Here is a 21,930-nt window from a genome sequence, read left to right on the forward strand (position 1 = left end):
AATGCAGCCATCTCCGTGCAGAGGATTCCCACGGCAACCCCCTCCGAAATCACCGAACTGGCCGCATGCCGCGCCGTTTTCGTACCCGGTGACCCGGCCCGCACCGGCCGCGTCGCCTTCTGGCGCCCTGACGGCACCGCCCCTCCTGTCACACACGGCGGCACCGTGGAGGAGCTGGCCGTCGTGCTGCCGGGCGGCGCCGGCGTCGAGCTGACCGCGCTGCCGGCCGTACTGCTGCCCCTGCGCACGGCGCTGCCCGTCCTCACGCGGGCGCGCAGCGCCCCGGCCGGACACCGGGCGGCCGTGTTCTGGGGCGCGGCCACCCTGCTGGGGCTGCGGTTCGTGGCCCGGGGTCTGCTGCTGCCCGGCCTGTCGGCCGGTGACCACGACGCCTGGCGCGTGGGACCGCTGAGCGCCGACGACGTGGAGAGTGTCCGCCGGCTCGCCGCCGCGATGCCGCCCGAGGCGCACGCCGTACCGCTGGACGGCTCCGGACCCTTGCGGCTGCCCGACCCCGAGCGTCTGCTGCGGGCCTTCCTGGACGCGGTCGCCGACACCCTGCCCCGCTCCCCCGCCGCGTCGCTCGTGACGGGCGGCCCCGCCTACGCCGTAGCGGAACCGCAGCACCTGCCCGGACACCGTGACTGGGCCGCGGACGTCGCCGCCGGGCACGACGCGGGCGTACGGATCTCGCTGCGGATCGAGGCGCGTGGTCCGGCGCCGGACGACGACACCCCACCGGACTTCCGCGCCGTGCTCCAGGTCCACAGCGTGAGCGACCCCTCGCTCGTGGCGGACGCCACGGAGGTGTGGACCGCGACGGACACCTCCGAACGGGGCTTCGGACCCCGCGCGCGGATGGACGCGCTGCTCGCGCTGCGCCGGGCGGCACGCGCCTGGCCGGCGCTGACACCCCTCCTTTCGGCCTCGGTGCCGGACGCCGTCGAACTCGCCGACGAGGAGGTCACCGAGCTCCTCGGCGACGGCGCGGCGGCCCTCGCCGGGGCGGGGGTCGACGTGCACTGGCCCAGGGACCTCGCCCGCGGACTGACCGCCCGCGCGGTCATCGGTCCGCCGGACGACGGGAAGGCCCCGGCCAGGCTCTCCTCGGACGCGCCGTCCTTCCTGTCGGCGGACGCGTTGCTCGCGTTCGACTGGCGGTTCGCGCTGGGCGGCCGACAGCTCACGCGTGACGAGCTGGACCGGCTCGCCGAGGCGAACCGTCCGGTGGTGCGGCTACGTGACCAATGGGTGCTGATCGACCCGCAGCAGGCACACCGCGCCCGCGCGCGGCAGGACCGCAAGATCACCCCGCTCGACGCGCTGGGCGCCGCGCTGACAGGCTCGACGGAGGTCGACGGCCGCCGGGTCGAGGTGGAGCCGACCGGCTGGCTGGCGGCGCTGCGGGAGCGGCTTGCGGACCCCGAGGCGCAGGAACCGGTCGGCCAGCCCGCGGCGCTCGCCGCCGAACTGCGCGACTACCAGCGGCGGGGCCTGACATGGCTGGCCCGGACGACGTCGCTGGGCCTCGGCTGCTGTCTCGCCGACGACATGGGACTCGGCAAGACGATCACCCTGATCGCCCTGCATCTGCACCGCCGGTCCGACCCGGCCACGGCCGGTCCCACCCTCGTGGTCTGCCCGACGTCCCTGATGGGCAACTGGCAGCGGGAGATCGAGAGGTTCGCGCCCGGCACGCCGGTGCGCCGCTTCCACGGCTCCCGACGCGACCTGGAGGGCGTGGCCGAGGGGGAGTTCGTCCTGACGACGTACGGCACGATGCGGCTCGACGCGCGGCGGCTGGCCGAGGTTCCGTGGGGGCTGGTGGTCGCGGACGAGGCACAGCACGTGAAGAACCCGTACTCGGCGACCGCGCGGGAGCTGCGGTCCATCGGCGCACGCGCGCGCGTGGCTCTCAGTGGCACGCCCGTCGAGAACAACCTCTCGGAGCTGTGGGCGATCCTCGACTGGACCACCCCGGGGCTGCTCGGCCGCCTCGGCACGTTCCGCAGCCGGTACGCGCAGGCCGTCGAGGGCGGCCAGGACCCGGCCGCCGTGGAGCGGCTGTCCCGGCTGGTGCGGCCGTTCCTGTTGCGCCGCCGGAAGTCGGATCCGGGCATCGCGCCCGAACTGCCGCCGAAGACCGAGACCGACCGTACCGTGTCGCTCACCGCGGAACAGGCGGCGTTGTACGAGGCCGTGGTGCGCGAGACGCTCGCGGACATCGCGGACGCCGACGACATGGCCCGGCGGGGCCTGATCATGAAGTTGCTGACCGGCCTGAAGCAGATCTGCAACCACCCGGCGCAGTACCTCAAGGAGGAGCGGCCGAGGATCGCCGGGCGCTCGGGAAAGCTGGAACTGCTGGACGAGTTGCTCGACACGATCCTGTCCGAGGAGGCCGGCGTCCTGGTCTTCACGCAGTACGTGGGGATGGCCCGGTTGATCGAGCGCCATCTGGCGGACCGCGGCGTGCCCACGCAGTTCCTGCACGGGGGCACCCCCGTCCCCGCGCGCGAGGCGATGGTGCGGCGCTTCCAGGACGGCGAGGTCCCCGTGTTCCTGCTGTCGTTGAAGGCGGCGGGCACGGGCCTGAACCTCACGCGCGCCGAACACGTCGTGCACTACGACCGCTGGTGGAACCCCGCCGTCGAGGCACAGGCGACGGATCGCGCGTACCGCATCGGACAGGACCGGCCCGTGCAGGTGCACCGGCTGATCGCGGAGGGAACCATCGAGGACCGCATCGCCGAGATGCTGCACCGCAAGCGGCAACTGGCCGACGCTGTGCTGGGATCCGGTGAGGCCGCGCTCACGGAGCTGACGGACGCGGAACTGGCCGACCTGGTGGAGCTGCGAGAGGCGACGCGATGACTGGTCACGACGAGACGGAACGCACCTTCGCAGCGTTGCCGCCCGCGCGCGGGAGGGGCTTCGCGCTCACCTGGTGGGGCCGGGCCTGGCTGAAGGCGCTGGAGGACGCGGCGTTGGACGCGGCGCAGGTGAAGGCGGGCCGGCGGCTCGCGCGTGCGGGTGCCGTGGGGGCCGTGTCGGTGCGGCCGGGGCGCATCACGGCGGTCGTGCAGGACCGGGACGGAGCGGCGCACCGAGCCGACGTGCTGCTGGAGGAGCTGTCGGCCGCGCAGTGGGATCGCTTCCTGGAGATGGCGGTCGCGCGTGCCGGGCATGTCGCGGCGCTGCTCGACCGGGAGATGCCTCCGCACCTCGTGGAGGACGCGGCCACAGCGGGTGTCGATCTGCTGCCCGGCATGGGCGATCTGGAGCCCACCTGCGACTGCGATGCCTGGGACCACTGCGGCCACACGGCGGCGCTCTGCTACCAGGTGGCCCGGCTGCTCGACGAGGATCCCTTCGTCCTGCTGCTGATGCGGGGGCGCGGTGAACGAGCTCTGCTCGACGCCCTCCAGACCCGTGGTGCGCCACCCGCGCAGGAGGGGGCCGGCGACCACTCCGAGCCGGAGGGACTCGACGCTCTGGAGGCGTACGCGGCCGCGGACATCCTGCCCCCGTTGCCGTCACCGCCCGACCTCCCGGCGGAGCCAGGATCGCCACCGTCCTTCGACACCGAGATCCCGCCCGCACCCGGCGTCGACCCGGCCGCCCTGGAGTTCCTGGCCGCCCGCACGGCGGTGATGGCCCACCGTCTGCTGTCCGAGGCGCTGGAGGCCGGCCTGGGCGCGCAGGAGCTGACGGTGGCGCAGGACGCCGTACGGCTGGCGGCGGGCGCTCCTGAGCGGACCGTGGCCGAGCGGCTCGCCGAGGGGTCCGGGCGGAGCCTCGAAGACCTGGCGGCGGCGGTCCGGGCGTGGCGGTACGGCGGTACGGCGGGGCTCTCCGTGCTGGAGGAGGAGTGGGCGGTCGAGGGCGAAGCCCTCGCACGCGCGCGTGCAGCCCTGGAAGCGGCCTGGGACGACGAGGACACGCGTCCGGCACTGCGGGCGCAGGGCAACCGGTGGACGGTCACCGGGGCCCCGCTCCAGCTGCGCCTCGGGCGGGACGGCCGCTGGTGGCCGTACCGGGACGAGGGTGGCCGCTGGGTGCCGGCGGGCGCCGGGGACAGTGACCCGGCGACGGCGCTGGCCGCCGCCGGAGGGCGTGCGGACGGTCCCTAGGGCAGTTCGTCGACCGGAAGGTTCGAGATCAGGGACTCCAGCTCGCTCGGCAGGTCGCTCGGCAGGTTGCTGGGCAGGTTGCTGGGCAGCCCTGATGGGAGCCCGGTCGGCAGCGACGGCAGTCCGCTCGGGAACACGGAGGGAAACTCGGTGGGCAGCCCGGAGGGCAGCTCGCCGGGGACGCCGACGCTTGGTTCCGCGGTGGTGGTGCCGGCGGTCGGTTTCCCGTCCGGCGACTCGTCGCTCCCGGAGTCCATCAGGACCATCGCGGCGACGAGGACCGCGACGGCCACGAGCACGGCCAGGGCGAGCAGGAGGGGACCGCGCCGACGTCGCGGGGGCAGCGGTCCGAATTGCGTGGTGGACGGTCCGAAACCGCCGCCCGGGGGCGGCGTGTCACCCGGTTGCCCGGGCGGCTGAGGGGGTACGGGCGGCATGGCCATGGCGCCCAGGTTCCCGAATCGGGTACCCGGGCCGCGACCCCCGCGCGGTGGTTGACACGGGCTCATGCCATGGAGCGCACGATTCCGTGGCATTCCGCGTGGGGGCAGCCCTCGCGATGCCCGTACCGGCCTCGTACGGCCTCAGCCGCGCGCGCCCAGCAGGTGGTCCATGGCCAGCTGGTCGAGCCGCTCGAACGCCATCCCGCGCGCGGCGGCCGCGTCCACGTCGAACTCCTCGAACGCGGTGCGGTCGGCGAGCAGCGCCTGCACGCCGTCGGCGGCCGTGGGCTGCGCGAGCTCGTCCAGTCGCGAGGCGCGCAGGGCCTCCTGGACCTCGGGGTCGGCGCGGAAGGCGGCGGCCCGCTCCTTGAGGATGAGGTAGTTGCGCATGCAGCCGGCCGCCGAGGCCCACACGCCGTCGAGGTCCTCGGTCCGCGGCGGCTTGAAGTCGAAGTGGCGCGGCCCCTCGTAACCGGCGCTCTCCAGGAGGTCGACCAGCCAGAAGGCGGACCGCAGGTCACCGGCGCCGAAACGCAGGTCCTGGTCGTACTTGATGCCGGACTGGCCGTTCAGGTCGATGTGGAAGAGCTTGCCCGCCCACAGGGCCTGCGCGATGCCGTGCGGGAAGTTCAGGCCGGCCATCTGCTCGTGGCCGACCTCGGGGTTCACGCCGTACAGCTCCGGCCGCTCCAGGCGCTCGATGAACGCCAGGGCGTGGCCGACGGTCGGCAGCAGGATGTCGCCGCGGGGCTCGTTCGGCTTGGGCTCGATCGCGAAGCGCAGGTCGTAGCCCTGGGAGGTGACGTACTCGCCGAGGAGGTCGAACGCCTCCTTCATGCGGTCGAGCGCGGCGCGCACGTCCTTGGCGGCACCGGACTCGGCGCCCTCACGCCCGCCCCACGCGACGTAGGTCCGCGCGCCCAGCTCCGCCGCCAGGTCGATGTTGCGGATGGTCTTGCGCAGGGCGTACCGGCGGACGTCACGGTCGTTCGCGGTGAACGCGCCGTCCTTGAAGACGGGGTGCGTGAAGAGGTTGGTGGTGGCCATCGGGACGGTCATGCCGGTCGCGTCCAGGGCCTGGCGGAAGCGCTTGATGTGCGACTCGCGCTCGGTGTCCGACGATCCGAAGGGGATCAGGTCGTCGTCGTGGAAGGTCACTCCGTGGGCGCCGAGCTCAGCCAGGCGCTGCACCGTCTCGACCGGGTCGAGGGCACGCCGCGTGGCGTCGCCGAACGGGTCCCTTCCCTGCCAGCCGACGGTCCACAGGCCGAAGGTGAACCTGTCCTCGGGGGTGGGCTGGTAGTTCATGCCGCGGCTCCCTTGCTCGCTTGCGACTGTCGCACACGACTATTTCGTCATGGCGGTTTACAAATTAATATGCGAACGCATCCCTGGGAAGAGACCACCGCCTCAGTGGGAAGAGACACAGGTGTCTCCTGGAGGGGGCATGAGCCGCTGGAACGCCGCAGTAGCAGCGGAAAAACAGTGGAAGCAACAGCAGAAACCAGAACCGCAGAGCCGCAGAGCCGCAGAAACAGGGAGAGCCCGATGTCAGCAGCCGAGGGTCCGCTCGTCGTCGGCGTGGACACGTCCACCCAGTCCACGAAGGCACTGGTCGTCGACGTGTCCACAGGTGAGATCGTGGCGAGCGGTCAGGCGCCGCACAAGGTCACCTCCGGCGCGGGCCGGGAGAGTGATCCGCGGCAGTGGTGGCAGGCGCTGTGCGAGGCGCTGCGCCAGTGCGGTGAGCCCGCCCACGAGGCCGCCGCGGTGTCCATCGGCGGCCAGCAGCACGGTCTGGTCACGCTGGACGCCCGGGGCGAGCCGGTGCGACCCGCCCTGCTGTGGAACGACGTGCGCTCGGCGCCGCAGGCGCGCCGGCTGGTCGAGGAACTGGGCGGCGCGAAGTTCTGGGCGGAGCGCACGGGCAGCGTGCCCGCCGCGTCGTTCACCGTCACCAAATGGGCCTGGCTCGCGGAGCACGAGCCCGAGGCGGTGCGTGCGACGAAGGCCGTACGGCTCCCCCACGACTACCTCACCGAACACCTCACGGGGCAGGGCACGACCGATCGCGGCGACGCCTCCGGCACCGGCTGGTGGGCGTCCGGCAGCGAGGCGTACGACGAGGAGATCCTCGCGCGCGTGGGTCTGGATCCGGCGATGCTGCCGCGCGTGGTCCGGCCCGGTGAGGTGGCGGGCACCGTGCGGGACAGTCACGACCTGCCGTTCTCCAAGGGCACCCTGGTCGCCCCGGGCACCGGCGACAACGCCGCCGCCGCGCTCGGTCTCGGCCTGCGCCCCGGCACCCCCGTCATGAGTCTGGGCACCTCCGGCACGGTGTACGCGGTGTCGCAGCGACGACCGGCCGACCCGACCGGCACCGTGGCGGGCTTCGCCGACGCGCGCGGGGACTGGCTGCCGCTGGCCTGCACCCTGAACTGCACGCTCGCCGTCGACCGCGTGGCGGCCCTGCTCGGACTGGACCGCGAGGCCGTCGAGCCCGGCACGAGCGTGACCTTGCTGCCGTACCTGGACGGCGAACGCACCCCCGACCTGCCGAACGCCTCGGGCCTGCTGCACGGCCTGCGGCACGACACCACCGGCGGTCAGCTCCTCCAGGCGGCGTACGACGGGGCCGTGCACGCGCTGCTGGGCGCGCTGGACCTGGTCCTCGACGAGGACGCGGACCCCTCGGCGCCCCTGCTGCTGATCGGGGGCGGCGCCCGGGGCGCGGCCTGGCAGCAGACGGTTCGACGGCTCTCCGGGCGGCCTGTCCAGGTGCCCGAGGCCCGGGAACTGGTCGCCCTCGGCGCCGCCGCGCAGGCGGCCGGAGTGCTCACCGGCGAGGATCCGGCCGCGGTCGCCCGGCGCTGGAACACCGCGCGCGGGCCGGTCCTGGACGCGATCGAGCGGGACGAGGAGACGCTGGCGAGGATCTCCGGGGTACTCTCCGACGCGGCCCCGCTGCTGGAGCGGAGCCCCGAGAGCCGTTGAGACCACGCGGACCGAGCGGCCGCCGACAACCGACTCTCACCGCTCACAAAACGCACCGCTCACAGGCACACCGACTCACCGACTCACCGACTCACCGACTCACCGACTCACCGACAAGGACGGGGGCATGACCGCACCGCTGCACAAGGCCGACCCCGCCGGTCCCGGACGCGCGCTGCCGGACACCCAGCAGGGCATGCGGCGCCGCAACCTCGCCCGGGTGATGCACACCGTCGGCGCGGAGGGCCCGCTCTCGCGCGCCGCGGTGGCCTCGCGCATCGGCCTGACCCGTGCGGCGGTCTCCACCCTGGTCGACGAGCTCATCCGTACCGGCCTGTTGGAGGAACTGGGCCCCGAGCGTCCCGGCCGCGTGGGCCGGGGCCGTCCCGGTTCCGCCCTCGCGGTCAGCGGGAACGGTCCCGCGGGGATCGGCGCGGAGGTCGGCGTCGACCATCTCGCCGTCTGCGCCGTCGACCTGCGCGGAGAGGTGCGCGCGCGAGCCGTGCGACACGGCACCAACCGCGACCGCTCGCCCGAGCCGGTGATCGGGGAACTGACCGCGCTGGTACGCCAGGTCGTCGCCGAGGCGGACGGCGAAGGGCTATGGCCCGCGGGGCTCGCGGTGGCGGTGCCCGGCTTGGTGGCTCGCGACGCCCGGACGGTCGTACGCGCCCCCAACCTCGGCTGGCACGACATCGACCTGGGCTCCCTGCTCCCCGTCGGCCTGCCCCTCACCGTGGACAACGAGGCCAACTTCGGCGCGCTGGCCGAGCTCTGGCTGGGCGAGGACACGCCTCGTGACTTCGTGCACGTGTCGGCCGAGATCGGTATCGGCGCCGGCGTGGTCGTGGACGGCGGACTGCTGCGGGGAACCCGGGGGTTCGCGGGCGAGTTGGGGCACGTACCGGTTCGGCCCGACGGCCCGGAGTGCGCCTGCGGCGGCCGGGGGTGCCTGGAGCAGTACGCGGGTGAGGAGGCCGTGCTGCGCGCGGCCGGTCTGCGTCCGGGCGGGGACCGGGTGGGACTGCTCGCCGGGCTGGCGGCGGAGGGCGACGAGAACGTACGGCGGGCGCTGCGCGACGCGGGCGAGGCACTCGGCGTCGCGCTGACCGGGGCGGTGAATCTGCTGGACCCGGAGAGCGTGGTGCTGGGCGGCGCGCTTGCCGGGCTCGCGCCTTGGCTGCTCCCGTCCCTGCGCTCCGAACTGGCCCGTCGCACGGCGGGGCCGGCCTGCCCGGTGTCCGTGTCACGGCTGGGTTCCGAGGGGCCGCTGCTCGGGGCCGGACATTGGGTGGTCCGCGGGGTCCTGGACGATCCGGCGGGGGTCCGATCGGAGGCCTGACGCCTTCCGCCGACTGGTCAAGAGCCTGCCCGTATCCCTTTCGGGTGAGCGAGTTGTCCACAACGTCTCGGCCGTCCACGGATCGACTGCGCGAGCTTCCTCCGGCCCTCACGCGCCGTACCTTGAATCACGCGAGGCACGGTCGGCCGCGACCCCACCGCTCCCCTCGCGCTTCAACTTCGTCCAGCTGAGAGGCGATTCCCCATGGATCGGGCACGACCGCTCCCCCGCCGGAGGCGATTCCTCAAGGGCGCCGCCCTAGCCGTCGTCCCCTACGCGCTGCTGCCCGGACCGAGGGCGGGCGCGCAGACCCCGGCCCCCGACCACCCGCTCGCGGAGTGGCAGCCGGCGTCGCGCGCCAACTACACCGAGGCGAGCCGACCGGTGACGCACGCCGTGGATCTGGTGGTCATCCACGTGACGCAGACCGACTACTCCGGAACCCTGGCCGTCTTCCAGCACCCCCGCAAGAAGGTGTCCGCGCACTACGTCGTCCGGTCGCGCGACGGACATGTGGCGCAGTGCGTCCGCGAGTCGGACATCGCCTGGCACGCGGGGGACTGGGAGCACAACACGCGCAGCATCGGCATCGAGCACGAGGGATGGGTGGACCAGCCCGGCTACTTCACCGACGCCATGTACGCGCGATCGGCCGTCCTCACGGCGGCGATCTGCGCGAGATACGGCATCCCCAGGGACCGCGAGCACATCGTCGGGCATCACGAGATACCGGGCACCGACCACACCGACCCCGGCCCGCACTGGGACTGGCCGCGCTACATGGGGCTCGTCAACTCCGCATGACGCCTCAGCCGCGCTCCGCAGCGGCACCCGCCGGCAGTTGCAGCCGCGCCCCCTGACGCAGCAGCTCCTGCTGGACCAGGGCGGGCGGCACCTCCCGTGGGCCGCGGTCGATCCGGGTGGCCAGCGCGGCGCAGACGCCCGCGGCCTGGCCGGTGGCCATGGCGATGGGCATGACGCGATAGGAGGAGTGCGCCACATGGGAGCCGGAGATGCAGCGGCCCGCGACGAGAAGACGGTCGGTGTCGCGGGGCAGCAGACAGCGCAACGGTATGTCGTAGAAGCGGCCACGGGGGACGCGTTTGAGGACCGTGCCGCTGCCCCTGGGGTTGTGGATGTCGATGGGATAGGCGCCGTGCGCCACCACGTCGGGGAAGGGGCGTGCCGCCAGGATGTCGTGGCCGGTGAGCTGGTAGTCACCGAGGACGCGCCGGGTCTCGCGGACGCCGATCTGGGTGCCGCTCTGTCCGACGTATGCCTCCTCGAAGCCGGGGACGTGCCCGCGGAGGAAGCGGTCGATCTGCTCCATCTGGCGGCGGGACACGTACTCGGCGCGGCTCAGGTCCCACACGTCGATACCGAGCGCCCGGGTGACGCGGGTGCTGTTGACACTGACCTCGCGCGGGTGCGGGGTGCCGAAGAAGAGGATGTCCTCGCGGGGCAGGCTCAGTTCGCCGGCCTCGGTGGCCTCCTGGACGAGGTCCCACAGGCCGTGCACGCCCCGCCACTGGTCGGGGTGCTCGCGGACGTACTCGGCGAACCGGGGTCGCAGGAAGTCCACGACACGGAACATCAGGGTCATCGGCTGCACCAGCCCGTCCTCCGGCCGGCCGATCTCCCAGGGCGCCCCGCATGCGGCGGCCACATCGCCGTCCCCCGTGCCGTCGACGACGACATCGGCGTCGATCACCACCGGTCCGGACTTGGTCTCGAAGACGACCCGCCAGCCGTCGTCCAGGGGAAGGGCACAGGAGGCGAAGGAGTGGAACAGCATGTGGACGCCGGCCTCGTCGAGCAGGTCGAGCAGGACCAGTTTGTAGATCTCGGGGTCGAACGGCACGGTGTACCCGGTCCGCACGGAGGGCGGGATGCAGCCGCCGCGCTCGTTCAGCCGGTCCAGCAGCCGCCACAGGAAGCCCGCGACCACCGCCTCGCCCTCGCCGTGGTCGGTCGGCAGCAGTTGGTCGCCTGCCTGGCCGGGCTCGGTGAAGACGGCCTGTTTCTGCTCGTTGTGGAACGACATCAGCGGCATCACGAGGGCCACGGTCGCGTTGCCGCCGAGGAAGCCGTACCGCTCGACGAGCACGACGTCGGCCCCGGCGTCGGCCGCGGCGTAGGCCGCCGCGGTGCCGGCCGGCCCGCCGCCGACGACCAGGACCTGCGTGCGGCCGCCGTGACGGGCCTCGCGCGGCGGCAGGGTGACGGTCCGTGGTTCCGGGGGTCGTTGCAGGATCGGCATCGGTTCTTCCCGTCGGAGGTGTTCCGAAGGCGGTGGGTGCCCGGCGCGTCAGCTCACCGATCCGGAGCCCGGCCGCAGCAGGTGCAGACCGGGGCGTTCGGTATCCGACATCTCCTCGGCCTCGGTGCGCTCCTCCAGCGCTTCGAGAACCACGGAGCACCGCAGACAGGTCTCCCGGGCGGCCCCCCGCAACGCCTGGACCCGCGCCTCCAGTTCGTCGCGGCGCTGCGGAAACTCGTCCCACAGCCGGTCGACCTCCGCGAGCAGCAGACCGGCCTGCTCACGCGCCACGCCGACGAGGGCGGGCGCGCCGATGCGGCGGGAGAAGTCGAAGACCTTGCCGGAGTACGGCAGCGGCAGCACGGGCAGCCCGGAGAGCGCGGCGAAGATCACGAAGTGCAGGCGCATGCCGACGGCGAGGTCGAGGTGGTTCATGAAGCCGAGGACCTGGCCGGGGCTGTAGACGCTGTGCAGGATGCGTCCGCGATCCGGGGCGGTCATCCGGGAGAGCACGCCGTGGGCATGGTGGACGTCCTGGCGTTCCATGGGCACGAAGACCACGTGCGCGTCCAGCCGCCGCACCAGGAAGTCCGCGACGTCGGCGAGGAGGGCGTGGTAGTCGCTCTCGTCGAGCTTCTCCGCGGCCCGGCCCGGTTCGCGGACGGACATCCCCACCAGCCGGGTGTCGGCGGGGATTCCCTCCTGGCGCATCATCTGGTCGGTGAAGGGCTCGGGCGGCAGCAGCAGTGCCGGATCGGCGGTCACGGTGATGTCGCGGTCCAGCCCGGCCTCCTCCAGCACGAGCCGGGACTCCTCGTCACGTACGACCACCTCGTCCATGGCGGACAGCACGGTGCGCACGGCCTCCCGGTCATCCGCCTCGCGCAGCGGGCCCGCGCCGACGGCGTACGCGAAGGTGCGCACGCCGCTGGCCTGGGCGGCGCCCACCAGGCGCAGATAGCGGCGTGCCTCGCCGTCGTAGAGGATGCCGCCGCCACCGAGCACCAGCAGGTCCAGGTTCGACAGGACGTCGAGGATCTGTTTCTGCGGGACGCCCTCCCAGTCGACCACCTCGTCGGCGGCGGGCTGGTGGGCGCGGGTGTGCTCGGCGTTGCGGCTGAAGACGACGAGCCGGGCCTGCGGGCGGTGGTCGCGCAGGCAGCCGAGCACGCAGGTCAGGATGGCCTCGTCGCCGATGTTGAAGCCGCCGTACGAGCCCAGCAGACCGATGCGCGGGCCCGGTCCTGGGGGCCGGAAGGGCTGGGTGGTGAAGGTCATCCGGAACTCCTGTCGGAGGAGCTGCGAGCGGTGCGAGGTCCGGGACAACTGCGGGGTGCGCTGCCGTGGGGCCGACCTCGGGTTGCCCTGTGTGCGCGGGGAAAACCCCGGTACCGGGAGAAATCCCCCGAACAGGTACTTCTCGACAGGCAGCGTCATCGTCCCACGGGATCGGGCACGCCACCATCGCGGCACCCGCTCGCCTGCCGGGCGGTGGCTGCCCCCTCAGCCGGGGGTGTCCCGCCGCGGGCTCCCGAAGTGGGCGATCGTCCGCTTGAAGCCTTCCTCCCAGGACACCCTGGGCGTCCAGCCGCACAGCTCGCGGGCGCGGGACGGGTCGGGGCGCGGCCGGGCGTGGTCGGGAGGGCGGGCGGTACCGAACCACAGGCCCGCGCGGGAGCCGGTCACGTCGATCACCCGGCGGGCGATCTCCTGGACGGTCGTCTCGTCGCCGCCGCCGATGTCCACGGGCCGCCGGGACCGGCTCGCGGCGACGCGCAGCACACCGTCGGCCACGTCGTCGACGTAGCACAGGGAGCGGGAGTCCGTGCCGTCGTCCTCGACGGTGACCGGCATGCCGGCCAGTGCCTGCCCGGCGAGGGCCGGGATCGACTGCGGGCCGTCAGCCCGCATCCGCGGGCCGTAGGTGTCGAAGAGGCGGACGATCCCGGTGTCCGTGCCGTGCTCGGCGGCGTACGCGGCGGTCAGGGCCTCCGCGAAGCGCCCCGCCGCGCCGTACGCCGCGCGGGGTCCCCCGGGCTCGTTGTCGCCCCCCGCGTCTTCCGAAGCGGCCGACTCCGGAGCGGCAGACTCCGGAGCGCCCGTGCTGCCCCGGCCGGAGTCCCACCGGACCCCGCCAGGGTCCCCGGGCGACGGCCTCGCCTCCCCCCGCGGTCGGCCCGCCGAGGCGAGCAGGAAGCGGGCTCCGGACCGGGCGGCCACGGTCAGCGCGTTGCGGGTACCGAGGGCGGCGGCGTCCAGCGCCTCCAGTGGGCGATCCCGGCAATCGGCCGGCGACGCGGGGCCCGCGCAGTGCAGGACCAGGTCGTACGCCCCGTCCAGCGCGTCCGGGACTCCGGGGTCCGCCATGTCGCGTTCCAGGAACCGGAAGCCGGGGTGGCCGGCGAGGTGCCGGACGTTGTCCGCGGACCCCGACGACAGATCGTCGACGCAGTCGACGCCGACACCGGCCTCGATCAGACGCTCGCACAGATGTGAGCCCAGGAATCCGGCCCCGCCGGTCACCAGGGCCCGTCGCCAGGCGGGTCGTGTCGCCGGCGCCACGGAAACGGTCATCGTCGTCATCAGCGCGACCTTCCTTCCGCCGCAGAGGCGCGGGGCCTCTCGCCGAAGCGCCCCGGACCGCCGACGCCTCCCGGCGACGGCGACCCGGGTGCCGCCACCGGGCCGCTTTCACAGCCGCTCCCATATTCGGCCGCCCACCACCCCCCTGCCACACGGGCCCGCGCTTGACAACGGACCGCACTTCGGCCGCATCACCCGCCGCCTGACACGCGCCCCGGCCCGCCCACCGACTGACCTCTCGCACCCGCCCCGGCCCGCCCACCGACTGACCCCTCGCACCCGCCCCGGCCCGCCCACCGACTGACCCCTCGGACCCGCCCCGGCCCGCCCGGCGCACGTTCCCTCACCCGTTCTCGCGCAGTCGGCTCCCCGTCACCCCCTCGGTCAGTGCCGTCTGGTGCACTTCCCCCGCGTCCTGGGAAAGTTGACGAGACCTCAGGGGGATCTGTGACGCGTCGTCAGAAGCGGTTCGGATCAGGCAGAACGTTCGTCGCGGTGCTCGCCGCGCTCGGCACACTCACAGGTGCGGCCCTGACCGGGGCGGCACCGGCAGGGGCGGCACCGGCGGGTGCCGCGCCGGAGGAGACCCGGATCGCACCGGGCGTCCTCTACCAACAACTCGACATCCAGGCGGCCAAGGGGCCGACGCGCGTCCATGTGCTCGGCGTCGACCTGCGCGACCCGCGCGTGCGGCTCGATCTGCTGCATCCGGGAGCGGTGGCCGCACGGGCGACCGTGTCCCGGCTGGCCGACGCCCAGGGAGCGGTGGCCGGCGTCAACGGCGACTTCTTCAACATCACCGAGACCCAGCACCCGGGCGTCCCCGCGACCGGCGCGACCGTCGGACCCGTGATCCTGCGGGGCGAGGCGCTGAAGGGGGCGGTCCCGGACGGCCAGCGGTTCGGCCCGGCGCTGCCGCCGGGCACGAGCACCCGGGACGTGGTGGGCGTCGGGGCCGACCGGCGGGCCCGGCCGGACAGCCTGGCCCTGGAGGGGTCGGTCACCGCGCCGGAGGGGAAGCGCCCGCTCGGTGGCCTCAACCAGTACGCCCTGCCGGTCGACTCGGTCGGCGCGTTCACGCCGGCGTGGGGCAGCGTCTCCCGGGTGCGCGCCACCTGCGGCACCGACACCGACCGGGCGGCGCCGTGCAGCACGGAGACCCACGAGGTGACGGTCAGGAACGGCAAGGTGGTGTCGAGTGCCGACGCTCCGGGCAGCGGTCCGGTTGCCGCGGGGACGACGGTGCTCGTCGGCCGTGAGGCGGGCGCGCGGTGGCTGCGGAAGGTGAAGGTGGGCGAGCGCGTCACGGTACGGCAGCGGCTGGTGGCGTCGGCGACACGGCTCCCGTACCGCTTCGCGCTGGGCGGATATCCGGTCCTCAGGGGCGGGCAGCCGCTGCCCGGCCTGGACGACCGCACGGCGGCGGTGCGCACCGCCGTGGGCATCGCGGAGAGCGGGCGGCGGGTGCTGCTGCTCGCGGTGGACGGCGCCCCCGAGTACCGCACCGGCCTGACGATCGCCGAGGTGGCGGACACGATGCGCCGGCTGGGCGCGGTGCACGCCTTCAGCCTGGACGGCGGTGGCTCCTCGACGCTGGTCGCCCGCGCCCCGGGCGCGGACACCGTCTCCGTACGCAACCATCCGAGCGGCGGCGTGGAGCGCCCGGTGCCGAACGGCATCGGGGTGTTCTCCGTCAGGTGACGTTCCAGGGGCACGGCGACCTCACGGTCTGAGGCCGCTCACGATGTCGGCCGTGGCCGTGAGGCCGCTGTGGATGGTCGGGGCGATGCTCGAGCTCGCGAGGTAGAAGCCGAGCAGCAGGCAGACGATCGCGTGCGTGAGCTTGAGCCCCCCGTTCCGTACGAAGATCACCGCCAGGATGAACAGCAACAGCACCACAGAGATGGAAATGGCCATCGTGAACCTCCTCCGCCACGTCCGCTTCGCGGCGTTCGGCCGCAAGTGTGGCGTAGCGAAGGGTTCCTCCGGGCGGCTGACCTGTCCCCCGAAAGTGTGGTGTCCGCGACCGGCGGGCGGGTGAGCGTCAGGCCCGCCCGCGGGCGTCCAGGAACGCCTCCAGTCCGAGCAGGTCGTCGGTGTTGATGAAGTCGACGTCCGCGGCGAGCAACTCACCCCACAGCGCGTCCCGTTCGGGTCCCGCGATGTCCGGCGTGGCCCAGAACCGCACCTTCTGCCCGCGCGCGTGCGCCGCCCGCATGATGTCGCGCAGCTTCTGCCGCTCGGCCGCCGGGAACGCGCCCGCGCCGCGCCAGCTGAAGTTCAGCGTCCAGTTGTCGCTGATCAGCGGGACGAAGGAGGCGGGGGCCGGGCTGCCGAGGTCCGCTAGCCGGCCGTCGTAGAAGGCGCGGCGCACCTTCTGGGCCTCCATCGGCGCACGCGCCGCGCGGTCGCCGGAGATGACGGCGGTGACCGGCCCGGGCAGGACCTTGCCGTGGGCGTACGTCGTGAACAGGTGCCGGTAGCGGCGCAGATGCCGGTCGAGTTCGCGGTACGTCGAGGCGCCCTCGGTCTTGATGTCGATCAGCAGCTGGAGCGAGCCGCGGTGACCGCGGTACACCGAGCCGTGGTTGGCGCGGACGCGCGCGGCGAGGGTGTCGAGGTAGAGGGACTCCAGGGTGCGGGCCGGGTCGAGGTCCTCGGGGTCGTGGGCGACGAGGAGCTGGTCGCCGACGAGGTAGATGTCGGCCTCGACGCTGCCGAAGCGGTGGTCGAGGGCGTCGAGGAGCGGCCGGGGGTGCTCGTAGTCGTTGTGGGCGTGGGCACGCCACAGCGGGCGCGGCGGACGGGGGCGGTGCCCGTGGTCGTCCGCCAGCGCGCTCGCGCCGGGCAGGGCCACCGCGCCCGCGAGGGCGGCGCCGAAGGTGGTGAGGGCTCTGCGACGGGTGGTGAGGGCCATGCTCTGCCTCCCTGGTGTGGGCGGGGAACGGAACCTCAGCGAGTATGGGGTTCACGGCCACTCAACTGGCAGATGGGGGCTGGTGAGTTGGCCGGACCGCCGTCATGAGTTCACTTCACCGGCGTACCCGCACCGAAAAGCCCGCCCCAGGTGGGACGGGCTTTTCTCGGGGTTCCCCCAGGGTTCCCGCGCGCTTCGGCGGCGCTCCCCGCCTGTACCTCAGGGGGCTTGAAGGTCCACCAGTTCGGCGAGCGCCGCGCGATGGGCGCCCGCGGTGCCGTAGGCGAGGGAGTCCGCCTTGGCCCGCTTGAGATACAGGTGTGCCGGGTGCTCCCAGGTCATTCCGATGCCGCCGTGCAGTTGCAGCGCCTCCTCGGCGGCGCGTACGGCCACCGGCGCGGCGTAGGCCTGGGCCACCGCCACCGACACGTCGACGTCCTCGCCGGTCGCGAGCGCGTCCGCCGCGGCGCGTGCCGCGGCCCGCAGATGGACGACCTCCAGCCAGCGCTGGGCGAGCCGGTGCTTGAGCGCCTGGAACCCGCCGACGGGCCGGTTGAACTGCTTGCGCTCCTTGAGGTAGCGCACGGTCTCGGTCAGCGCCCAGTCGGCGAGCCCGAGTTGTTCGGATGCGAGCAGTCCGGCGCCGGCCCGCAGGGCGCGGCGGACGGCCGGTTCGGCGTCTCCGAGGCGACGGCCGGCGACACCGTTCAGCGCGACGGTCGCGAGGGGCCGGGTGAGGTCGAGGGAGATCTGCGCAGTGACGGTGACGGCCGAGGCGTCGACCGCGTACAGACCACCGTCGTCCGCGGGCACCAGCAGCAGATCGGCACCCGCGGCGTCGGCGATGCCCGTCAACTCGCCGTGCAGAGTGCCGTTCTCGACCTGTACGGCGGCGAAGGCGACTCCGGGAGCAAGGTGCAGGGGGACGGCGAGCGCGCCGACCAGCGTCGCGGACGCCAGCTGCGTGAGCAGGTCGTCGGCCCCGCACTCCAGCAGCGCCTCCGTCGCGACGACCGCACTCGTCAGATACGGCACGGGCGCGACCGCCCGCCCGAGTTCCTCCAGGACGACGGCGGCCTCCCGGTGCGAGGCGCCCTGGCCGTCGAGCTCCAGCGGAATCAGCAGACCCGCAAGACCCATTCCGTCGGTGAGCGTCTTCCACAGCGAGACGTCGTGCGGAGTGTCCGACTCGGTGCGCGCGATCACCCCGGCCGGGTCGAGGCGGTCGGCGAGCAGGTCCCGCACCGCCGAGCGGAGGGCCTCTTCCTCCTCCGAGTAGAGCAGATCGGTCATCGGGCCAGGTCCTTCCAGGCGACGTCCTTGTCGGTGCGCGGCTCGGACGGCAGTCCGAGGACGCGCTCGGCGACGATGTTCAGCAGGACCTCGCTGGTCCCGCCCTCGATGCTGTTGCCCTTGGAGCGGAGGTAGCGGTAGCCGGCGTCACGGCCGGTGAAGTCCACCAGCTCGGGCCGGCGCATGGTCCAGTCGTCGTACAGGAGTCCCTCCTCGCCCAGGAGTTCGACCTCCAGGCCGCTGATCTCCTGGTTGAGGCGGGCGAAGGCGAGCTTCATGCCGGAGCCCTCGGGGCCGGGATGCCCCGCGACGAGCTGCTGGCGCAGCCGTTCGCCGGTGAGCCGGGCGACCTCGGCCTCCACCCACAGGGTGAGCAGCCGCTGGTGGAGGTCGTGGGTGCGCAGTTCCGGGCGCTCGCGCCAGGTGGCGGAGACGGGGCCGATCATGCCGCCCTCGCGGGGCAGCCGCATGCCGCCGATGGACACGCGCTCGTTCATGAGGGTGGTCTGTGCGACGCGCCAGCCGTCGCCGACCTCCCCGAGGCGGCGCGCGTCCGGGATCCGGACGTCCGTCAGGAACACCTCGTTGAATTCGGCCTCGCCGGTGATCTGGCGCAGCGGCCGCACCTCGACGCCGGGGTCGGTCATGTCGCAGACGAAGTACGTGATGCCCTGGTGCTTGGGGACGTCCGGGTCGGTGCGGGCAATGAGGATGCCCCAGCGGGCGACGTGCGCGCTGGAGGTCCACACCTTCTGCCCGTCGACCACCCAGCCGTCTCCGTCACGCACGGCCCGGGTGCCCAGCGCGGCGAGGTCGGAGCCGGCGCCGGGCTCGCTGAACAGCTGGCACCAGACCTCATCCCCCACCCACAGGGGCCGCAGGTAGCGCCGCTTCTGCTCCTCGGTGCCGTAGCGCAGGATCGTGGGCGCGGCCATGCCGAGGCCGATGCCGATCCGCCGGGGGTCGTTGTCCGGTGCGCCCGCGGCCTCCAGCTCGGCGTCCACCACCGCCTGGAGCGAGCGGGGGGCACCGAGCCCGCCGAGACCTTCGGGGTAGTGCACCCAGGCGAGCCCGGCGTCGAAGCGGGCCTTGAGGAAGTCCGCGCGGTCCGTGGTCCCGGGCGGGTGCGCGGCCAGCAGCTCCTCGGTCCTTCGGCGCAGTTCGGCGGCGTCGGTCATGCGGGGGCTCCGTTCTCCGGGACGACGGCGACGCGGCCGGTGGTCACTCCGTCGGCGACCCGCTGCACGGCGGCCGCGGCTCCGCTCAGCGGCACCCGCTCGCTCACCAGCGGCTTGATCGCACCCCGGGCGGCCAGTTCGGTGAGCTGCTCGTGGCAGTGCTGGACCAGCTTGGGGTTCCTGGTGTTGTAGAGGCCCCAGTGCAGTCCGAGGATCGCGTAGTTCTTGACGAGGGCGTGGTTGAGCGCAGGGCTCGGAATGGCGCCGCTCGCGAAGCCGACGACCACGATCCGGCCCTCGAAGGCGACCGTCTTGGCGGACTGGGTGTACGCGTCGCCGCCCACCGGGTCGTAGACCACGTCGGCGCCCCGGCCGCCGGTGGCCGCCTTCACCGCCGCGACGACGTCCTCGGCACGCCGGTCGATCACGGTGTCGCAGCCGAGCTCGCGGGCGACGGCAGCCTTCTCGGCTCCGCCCACCACGCCGATGACCGTGGCGCCGGCCGCCTTGCCGAGCTGGACGGCCGCGCTGCCGACCCCGCCGGCGGCGGCGTGCACGAGCAGCGTCTCGCCGGCCTCCAGCCGGGCCCGCCGGTGCAGGCCGAACCAGCCGGTCTGGTAGCCGATGTGCAGCGCGGCGGCCTCGGCGTCGTCGAGCGCGTCGGGCGCGGGCAGCACGGCGGCCGCGTCGGCGACGGTGTACTCGGCGAAGCCGCCGTGGGGCAGCGCCGGGTTGGCGATCACGCGGCGGCCGTCCTCGGTCTCGCCGCAGATCTCCACGCCGGGCGTGAAGGGCAGCGGGGGCCGGACCTGGTACTGGCCCCGGCAGAGCAGGGCGTCCGGGAAGTTGATGTTGGCGGCCCGCACCTTCAGCAGGACCTGGCCGTCGCCGGGCGTGGGCGTCGCCACCTCACCGAGGCGCATCACCTCGCTCGGCTCGCCGTTCTCGTGCACCTGCCATGCCTGCATGCGGGGCCTCCACGGGGGACTGCGTCGTCTGACCGGGTCCACCGCATACTAAGCGGTCGCTTGCCCCCTGTGAACCGCCGGGGAGGTCACGCCTGCTCCGGCCGCACAGGCAGCGGCTTGTCGCTCACCCCTGCTCCGGCCGCACAGGCAGCGGCTTGTCGCTCACCCCTGCTCCGGCCGCAACGACGAGCAGCCGGTCCCTCACGCCTGCTTCGGCCGGGCCCGCACATGCATCCGCTCCCCCTGCGGCCCGAAGAGGCTCAGGAACTCCACCGGCCCCTCCCCCGTCGACCCGAACCAGTGCGGGACCCGGGTGTCGAACTCCGCCGCCTCGCCCGCCGTGAGCACCACGTCGTGCTCCCCCAGCACCAGCCGGAGCCGCCCGGACAGCACGTACAGCCACTCGTACCCCTCATGGGTGCGCGGCTCCGGTTCCAGGGCCCGCTGCGGCTCCAGCACCTTGAACGCCTGGAGGCCGCCGGGCTGGCGGGTGAGCGGCCAGTGCACCCGGCCGTACCGCTCGATCGGCTGGGACCGCACCCGCGGATCGCTCACGGAGGGCGCGCCGACCAGTTCGTCCAGCGGCACCTGATGGGCCTGCGCGATCGGCAGCAGCAGCTCCAGGCTGGGCTTGCGCAGGCCGGACTCCAGCCGGGAGAGGGTGCTGACCGAGATGCCGGTCACCTCCGACAGCCCGGACAGCGTCACCTCCCGCTCCTTACGGATCCGCCGCAGCCGCGGCCCCACCCCTGCGAGGACATCGTCGGTCGTCATGCCGCTATTGCAGATTCGGCAAACGTATTTGTCAATCCCGCAGCGGGCGCGCGACCGTCTGGCGTGGAGGTGGTCACCATGACCGGAACAACCGAGTCCTACGAAGTGGTCGTCATCGGCGGCGGCGCGGCGGGACTGTCCGCCGCGCTCGTCCTCGGCAGGGCCAGGCGCCGCACCCTCGTCGTCGACGCGGGCGAGCCGCGCAACGCTCCCGCCGCGCACATGCAGGGCTATCTGACACGGGACGGCATGTCGCCCGCGGAGTTCCTCGCGACCGGCAGGGAGGAGATCGCGCGGTACGGCGTACGGCTGGTCCGGGACCGGGCGGTGGACGTCACCCGGGGCGAGGACGACTTCGCGGTGGAGCTGGCGAGCGGCGGAACAGTGCGCGCCCGGCGCCTGGTCGTCACCACCGGCCTCGCCGACGAGCTGCCAAAGGTGCCCGGCGTCGCCGAGCGGTTCGGCCGGGACGTGCTGCACTGCCCGTACTGCCATGGCTGGGAGGTCCGCGACCAGGCGTTCGGCGTGCTCGCCACCGGACCGCAGAGCGTGCACCAGGCCCTGATCGTCACCCAGTGGTCGAAGGACGTGACGTTCTTCCTGCACCAGGTCGCCGAGGAGGACCTGTCCGACGACGACCTGCGCCGGCTCGCCGCGGCCGGGGTCGAGGTGGTGCCCGGTGAGGTCGAGGGCCTGGTCGTCGAGAACGACCGGCTCACCGGAGTGCGGCTGGCGGACGGCACGGTCCACGACCGGGAGGTGGTGTTCACCGCGCCCCGGGCCGTGCCGCGCACGGGTCTGCTGGAGCGGCTGGGCGCCGAGCTGAACGAGACGCCGTTCGGCGCGTACGCCGTGGTGGACGCGACCGGGCTGACGACCGTGCCGGGCGTGTGGGCCGCCGGCAACGCCGCCGGGTTCGCCGAGCAGGTCGTGAACGCGGCGAGCGGCGGGTACCGCGCGGGCGCCACGATCAACGGGGAGCTGCTGATGACCGACCTCGACGCGGCCGTCCAGGTGTAGGCCCCCCGTCCCCGGTGCACCATGA

The 21,930-nt window shown here is 73.5% G+C and carries 18 protein-coding genes; 7 read left to right on the forward strand and 11 right to left on the reverse strand.

The genetic code is table 11. The features are described from left to right. The first annotated feature begins 15 nt into the window (after positions 1–15). The gene (locus ACIP2X_RS14010) at positions 16–2,874 is read left to right on the forward strand and encodes a DEAD/DEAH box helicase (protein WP_401671779.1); all 2,859 of its coding nucleotides are present in this window, start codon (positions 16–18) and stop codon (positions 2,872–2,874) included. Continuing rightward, positions 2,871–4,133, forward strand: coding sequence for an SWF or SNF family helicase (locus tag ACIP2X_RS14015; protein WP_401671782.1), 1,263 nt, complete (start codon positions 2,871–2,873; stop codon positions 4,131–4,133). Before ACIP2X_RS14010 ends, ACIP2X_RS14015 begins: the two co-directional genes overlap by 4 nt. On the opposite strand, the gene ACIP2X_RS14020 is transcribed toward ACIP2X_RS14015, so the two are convergent. After that, positions 4,130–4,576: a hypothetical protein gene (locus ACIP2X_RS14020; protein WP_401671785.1), complete on the reverse strand. Its 447-nt coding sequence runs from the start codon at positions 4,574–4,576 to the stop codon at positions 4,130–4,132. The two genes, ACIP2X_RS14015 and ACIP2X_RS14020, sit on opposite strands and share 4 nt — an antisense overlap. A 141-nt stretch (positions 4,577–4,717) precedes the next feature. After that, the gene (gene xylA, locus ACIP2X_RS14025; protein ID WP_401671787.1) at positions 4,718–5,884 is read right to left on the reverse strand and encodes a xylose isomerase; all 1,167 of its coding nucleotides are present in this window, start codon (positions 5,882–5,884) and stop codon (positions 4,718–4,720) included. A gap of 240 nt (positions 5,885–6,124) precedes the next feature. Between xylA and xylB the strand changes: the two genes are divergently transcribed. The 3 genes from xylB to ACIP2X_RS14040 all read left to right on the forward strand — a co-directional run bounded on the left by xylB (position 6,125) and on the right by ACIP2X_RS14040 (position 9,716). Next, on the forward strand, positions 6,125–7,570 hold the full coding sequence (gene xylB / locus ACIP2X_RS14030) for a xylulokinase (RefSeq protein ID WP_401671790.1): 1,446 nt from the start codon (positions 6,125–6,127) through the stop codon (positions 7,568–7,570). Positions 7,571–7,697: 127 nt separating this feature from the next. Continuing rightward, positions 7,698–8,912: an ROK family protein gene (locus ACIP2X_RS14035; protein ID WP_401671792.1), complete on the forward strand. Its 1,215-nt coding sequence runs from the start codon at positions 7,698–7,700 to the stop codon at positions 8,910–8,912. A 204-nt stretch (positions 8,913–9,116) separates the two neighbouring features. Then, complete coding sequence (locus tag ACIP2X_RS14040; RefSeq protein ID WP_401671795.1) at positions 9,117–9,716, forward strand: N-acetylmuramoyl-L-alanine amidase; 600 nt, start codon at positions 9,117–9,119, stop codon at positions 9,714–9,716. Between the two features lie 4 nt (positions 9,717–9,720). Here ACIP2X_RS14040 and ACIP2X_RS14045 read toward each other — a convergent pair whose 3' ends face one another. The 3 genes from ACIP2X_RS14045 to ACIP2X_RS14055 form a co-directional block, all read right to left on the reverse strand. After that, a complete protein-coding gene (locus ACIP2X_RS14045) occupies positions 9,721–11,172 on the reverse strand; it encodes an FAD-dependent oxidoreductase (protein WP_401671797.1) in 1,452 nt (483 codons plus the stop codon). Positions 11,173–11,220: 48 nt separating this feature from the next. After that, positions 11,221–12,450 (reverse strand): polysaccharide pyruvyl transferase family protein, encoded by a 1,230-nt coding sequence (locus ACIP2X_RS14050; RefSeq protein WP_401671799.1) that lies wholly within the window; start codon positions 12,448–12,450, stop codon positions 11,221–11,223. A 225-nt stretch (positions 12,451–12,675) separates the two neighbouring features. Continuing rightward, positions 12,676–13,755, reverse strand: a complete 1,080-nt coding sequence (locus ACIP2X_RS14055; protein ID WP_401671801.1) for an NAD-dependent epimerase/dehydratase family protein — start codon at positions 13,753–13,755, stop codon at positions 12,676–12,678. Between the two features lie 447 nt (positions 13,756–14,202). On the opposite strand from ACIP2X_RS14055, the gene ACIP2X_RS14060 reads away from it, so the two are divergent. Continuing rightward, positions 14,203–15,456, forward strand: a complete 1,254-nt coding sequence (locus ACIP2X_RS14060) for a phosphodiester glycosidase family protein (protein ID WP_401671803.1) — start codon at positions 14,203–14,205, stop codon at positions 15,454–15,456. Between the two features lie 21 nt (positions 15,457–15,477). Here ACIP2X_RS14060 and ACIP2X_RS14065 read toward each other — a convergent pair whose 3' ends face one another. The 6 genes from ACIP2X_RS14065 to ACIP2X_RS14090 form a co-directional block, all read right to left on the reverse strand. Next, the gene (locus ACIP2X_RS14065; protein ID WP_401671805.1) at positions 15,478–15,672 is read right to left on the reverse strand and encodes a hypothetical protein; all 195 of its coding nucleotides are present in this window, start codon (positions 15,670–15,672) and stop codon (positions 15,478–15,480) included. Positions 15,673–15,799: 127 nt separating this feature from the next. Next, positions 15,800–16,672, reverse strand: coding sequence for a phosphatidylinositol-specific phospholipase C/glycerophosphodiester phosphodiesterase family protein (locus ACIP2X_RS14070; protein ID WP_401671808.1), 873 nt, complete (start codon positions 16,670–16,672; stop codon positions 15,800–15,802). A 219-nt stretch (positions 16,673–16,891) separates the two neighbouring features. Further along, entirely contained in the window at positions 16,892–17,965 is a 1,074-nt protein-coding gene (locus ACIP2X_RS14075; RefSeq protein WP_401671810.1) for an acyl-CoA dehydrogenase family protein, read from the reverse strand. Further along, on the reverse strand, positions 17,962–19,143 hold the full coding sequence (locus ACIP2X_RS14080; RefSeq protein WP_401671813.1) for an acyl-CoA dehydrogenase family protein: 1,182 nt from the start codon (positions 19,141–19,143) through the stop codon (positions 17,962–17,964). The genes ACIP2X_RS14075 and ACIP2X_RS14080 overlap by 4 nt, the downstream gene beginning before the upstream one ends. Then, positions 19,140–20,111, reverse strand: a complete 972-nt coding sequence (locus ACIP2X_RS14085) for an NADPH:quinone oxidoreductase family protein (protein WP_401671815.1) — start codon at positions 20,109–20,111, stop codon at positions 19,140–19,142. Before ACIP2X_RS14085 ends, ACIP2X_RS14080 begins: the two co-directional genes overlap by 4 nt. 201 nt (positions 20,112–20,312) lie before the next feature. Continuing rightward, the gene (locus ACIP2X_RS14090; protein ID WP_401671818.1) at positions 20,313–20,885 is read right to left on the reverse strand and encodes a helix-turn-helix domain-containing protein; all 573 of its coding nucleotides are present in this window, start codon (positions 20,883–20,885) and stop codon (positions 20,313–20,315) included. A gap of 78 nt (positions 20,886–20,963) precedes the next feature. On the opposite strand from ACIP2X_RS14090, the gene ACIP2X_RS14095 reads away from it, so the two are divergent. Next, positions 20,964–21,905: an NAD(P)/FAD-dependent oxidoreductase gene (locus tag ACIP2X_RS14095; protein ID WP_401671820.1), complete on the forward strand. Its 942-nt coding sequence runs from the start codon at positions 20,964–20,966 to the stop codon at positions 21,903–21,905. Positions 21,906–21,930 lie beyond the last annotated feature (25 nt).

Source organism: Streptomyces sp. NPDC089424, from assembly GCF_044749345.1.
Taxonomy (GTDB): domain Bacteria; phylum Actinomycetota; class Actinomycetes; order Streptomycetales; family Streptomycetaceae; genus Streptomyces.

What these genes read in the sequence shown, in the direction of transcription:
- ACIP2X_RS14070 (WP_401671808.1), bottom strand. Translation starts at nt 16,672, where the DNA reads ATGGCCCTCACCACCCGTCGCAGAGCCCTCACCACCTTCGGCGCCGCC.
- ACIP2X_RS14055 (WP_401671801.1), bottom strand. Translation starts at nt 13,755, where the DNA reads ATGACGACGATGACCGTTTCCGTGGCGCCGGCGACACGACCCGCCTGG.
- ACIP2X_RS14080 (WP_401671813.1), bottom strand. Translation starts at nt 19,143, where the DNA reads ATGACCGACGCCGCCGAACTGCGCCGAAGGACCGAGGAGCTGCTGGCC.
- ACIP2X_RS14090 (WP_401671818.1), bottom strand. Translation starts at nt 20,885, where the DNA reads ATGACGACCGACGATGTCCTCGCAGGGGTGGGGCCGCGGCTGCGGCGG.
- ACIP2X_RS14040 (WP_401671795.1), top strand. Translation starts at nt 9,117, where the DNA reads ATGGATCGGGCACGACCGCTCCCCCGCCGGAGGCGATTCCTCAAGGGC.
- ACIP2X_RS14075 (WP_401671810.1), bottom strand. Translation starts at nt 17,965, where the DNA reads ATGACCGATCTGCTCTACTCGGAGGAGGAAGAGGCCCTCCGCTCGGCG.
- ACIP2X_RS14050 (WP_401671799.1), bottom strand. Translation starts at nt 12,450, where the DNA reads ATGACCTTCACCACCCAGCCCTTCCGGCCCCCAGGACCGGGCCCGCGC.
- ACIP2X_RS14095 (WP_401671820.1), top strand. Translation starts at nt 20,964, where the DNA reads ATGACCGGAACAACCGAGTCCTACGAAGTGGTCGTCATCGGCGGCGGC.
- ACIP2X_RS14065 (WP_401671805.1), bottom strand. Translation starts at nt 15,672, where the DNA reads ATGGCCATTTCCATCTCTGTGGTGCTGTTGCTGTTCATCCTGGCGGTG.
- ACIP2X_RS14035 (WP_401671792.1), top strand. Translation starts at nt 7,698, where the DNA reads ATGACCGCACCGCTGCACAAGGCCGACCCCGCCGGTCCCGGACGCGCG.
- ACIP2X_RS14085 (WP_401671815.1), bottom strand. Translation starts at nt 20,111, where the DNA reads ATGCAGGCATGGCAGGTGCACGAGAACGGCGAGCCGAGCGAGGTGATG.
- ACIP2X_RS14045 (WP_401671797.1), bottom strand. Translation starts at nt 11,172, where the DNA reads ATGCCGATCCTGCAACGACCCCCGGAACCACGGACCGTCACCCTGCCG.
- xylB (WP_401671790.1), top strand. Translation starts at nt 6,125, where the DNA reads ATGTCAGCAGCCGAGGGTCCGCTCGTCGTCGGCGTGGACACGTCCACC.
- xylA (WP_401671787.1), bottom strand. Translation starts at nt 5,884, where the DNA reads ATGAACTACCAGCCCACCCCCGAGGACAGGTTCACCTTCGGCCTGTGG.
- ACIP2X_RS14015 (WP_401671782.1), top strand. Translation starts at nt 2,871, where the DNA reads ATGACTGGTCACGACGAGACGGAACGCACCTTCGCAGCGTTGCCGCCC.
- ACIP2X_RS14020 (WP_401671785.1), bottom strand. Translation starts at nt 4,576, where the DNA reads ATGGCCATGCCGCCCGTACCCCCTCAGCCGCCCGGGCAACCGGGTGAC.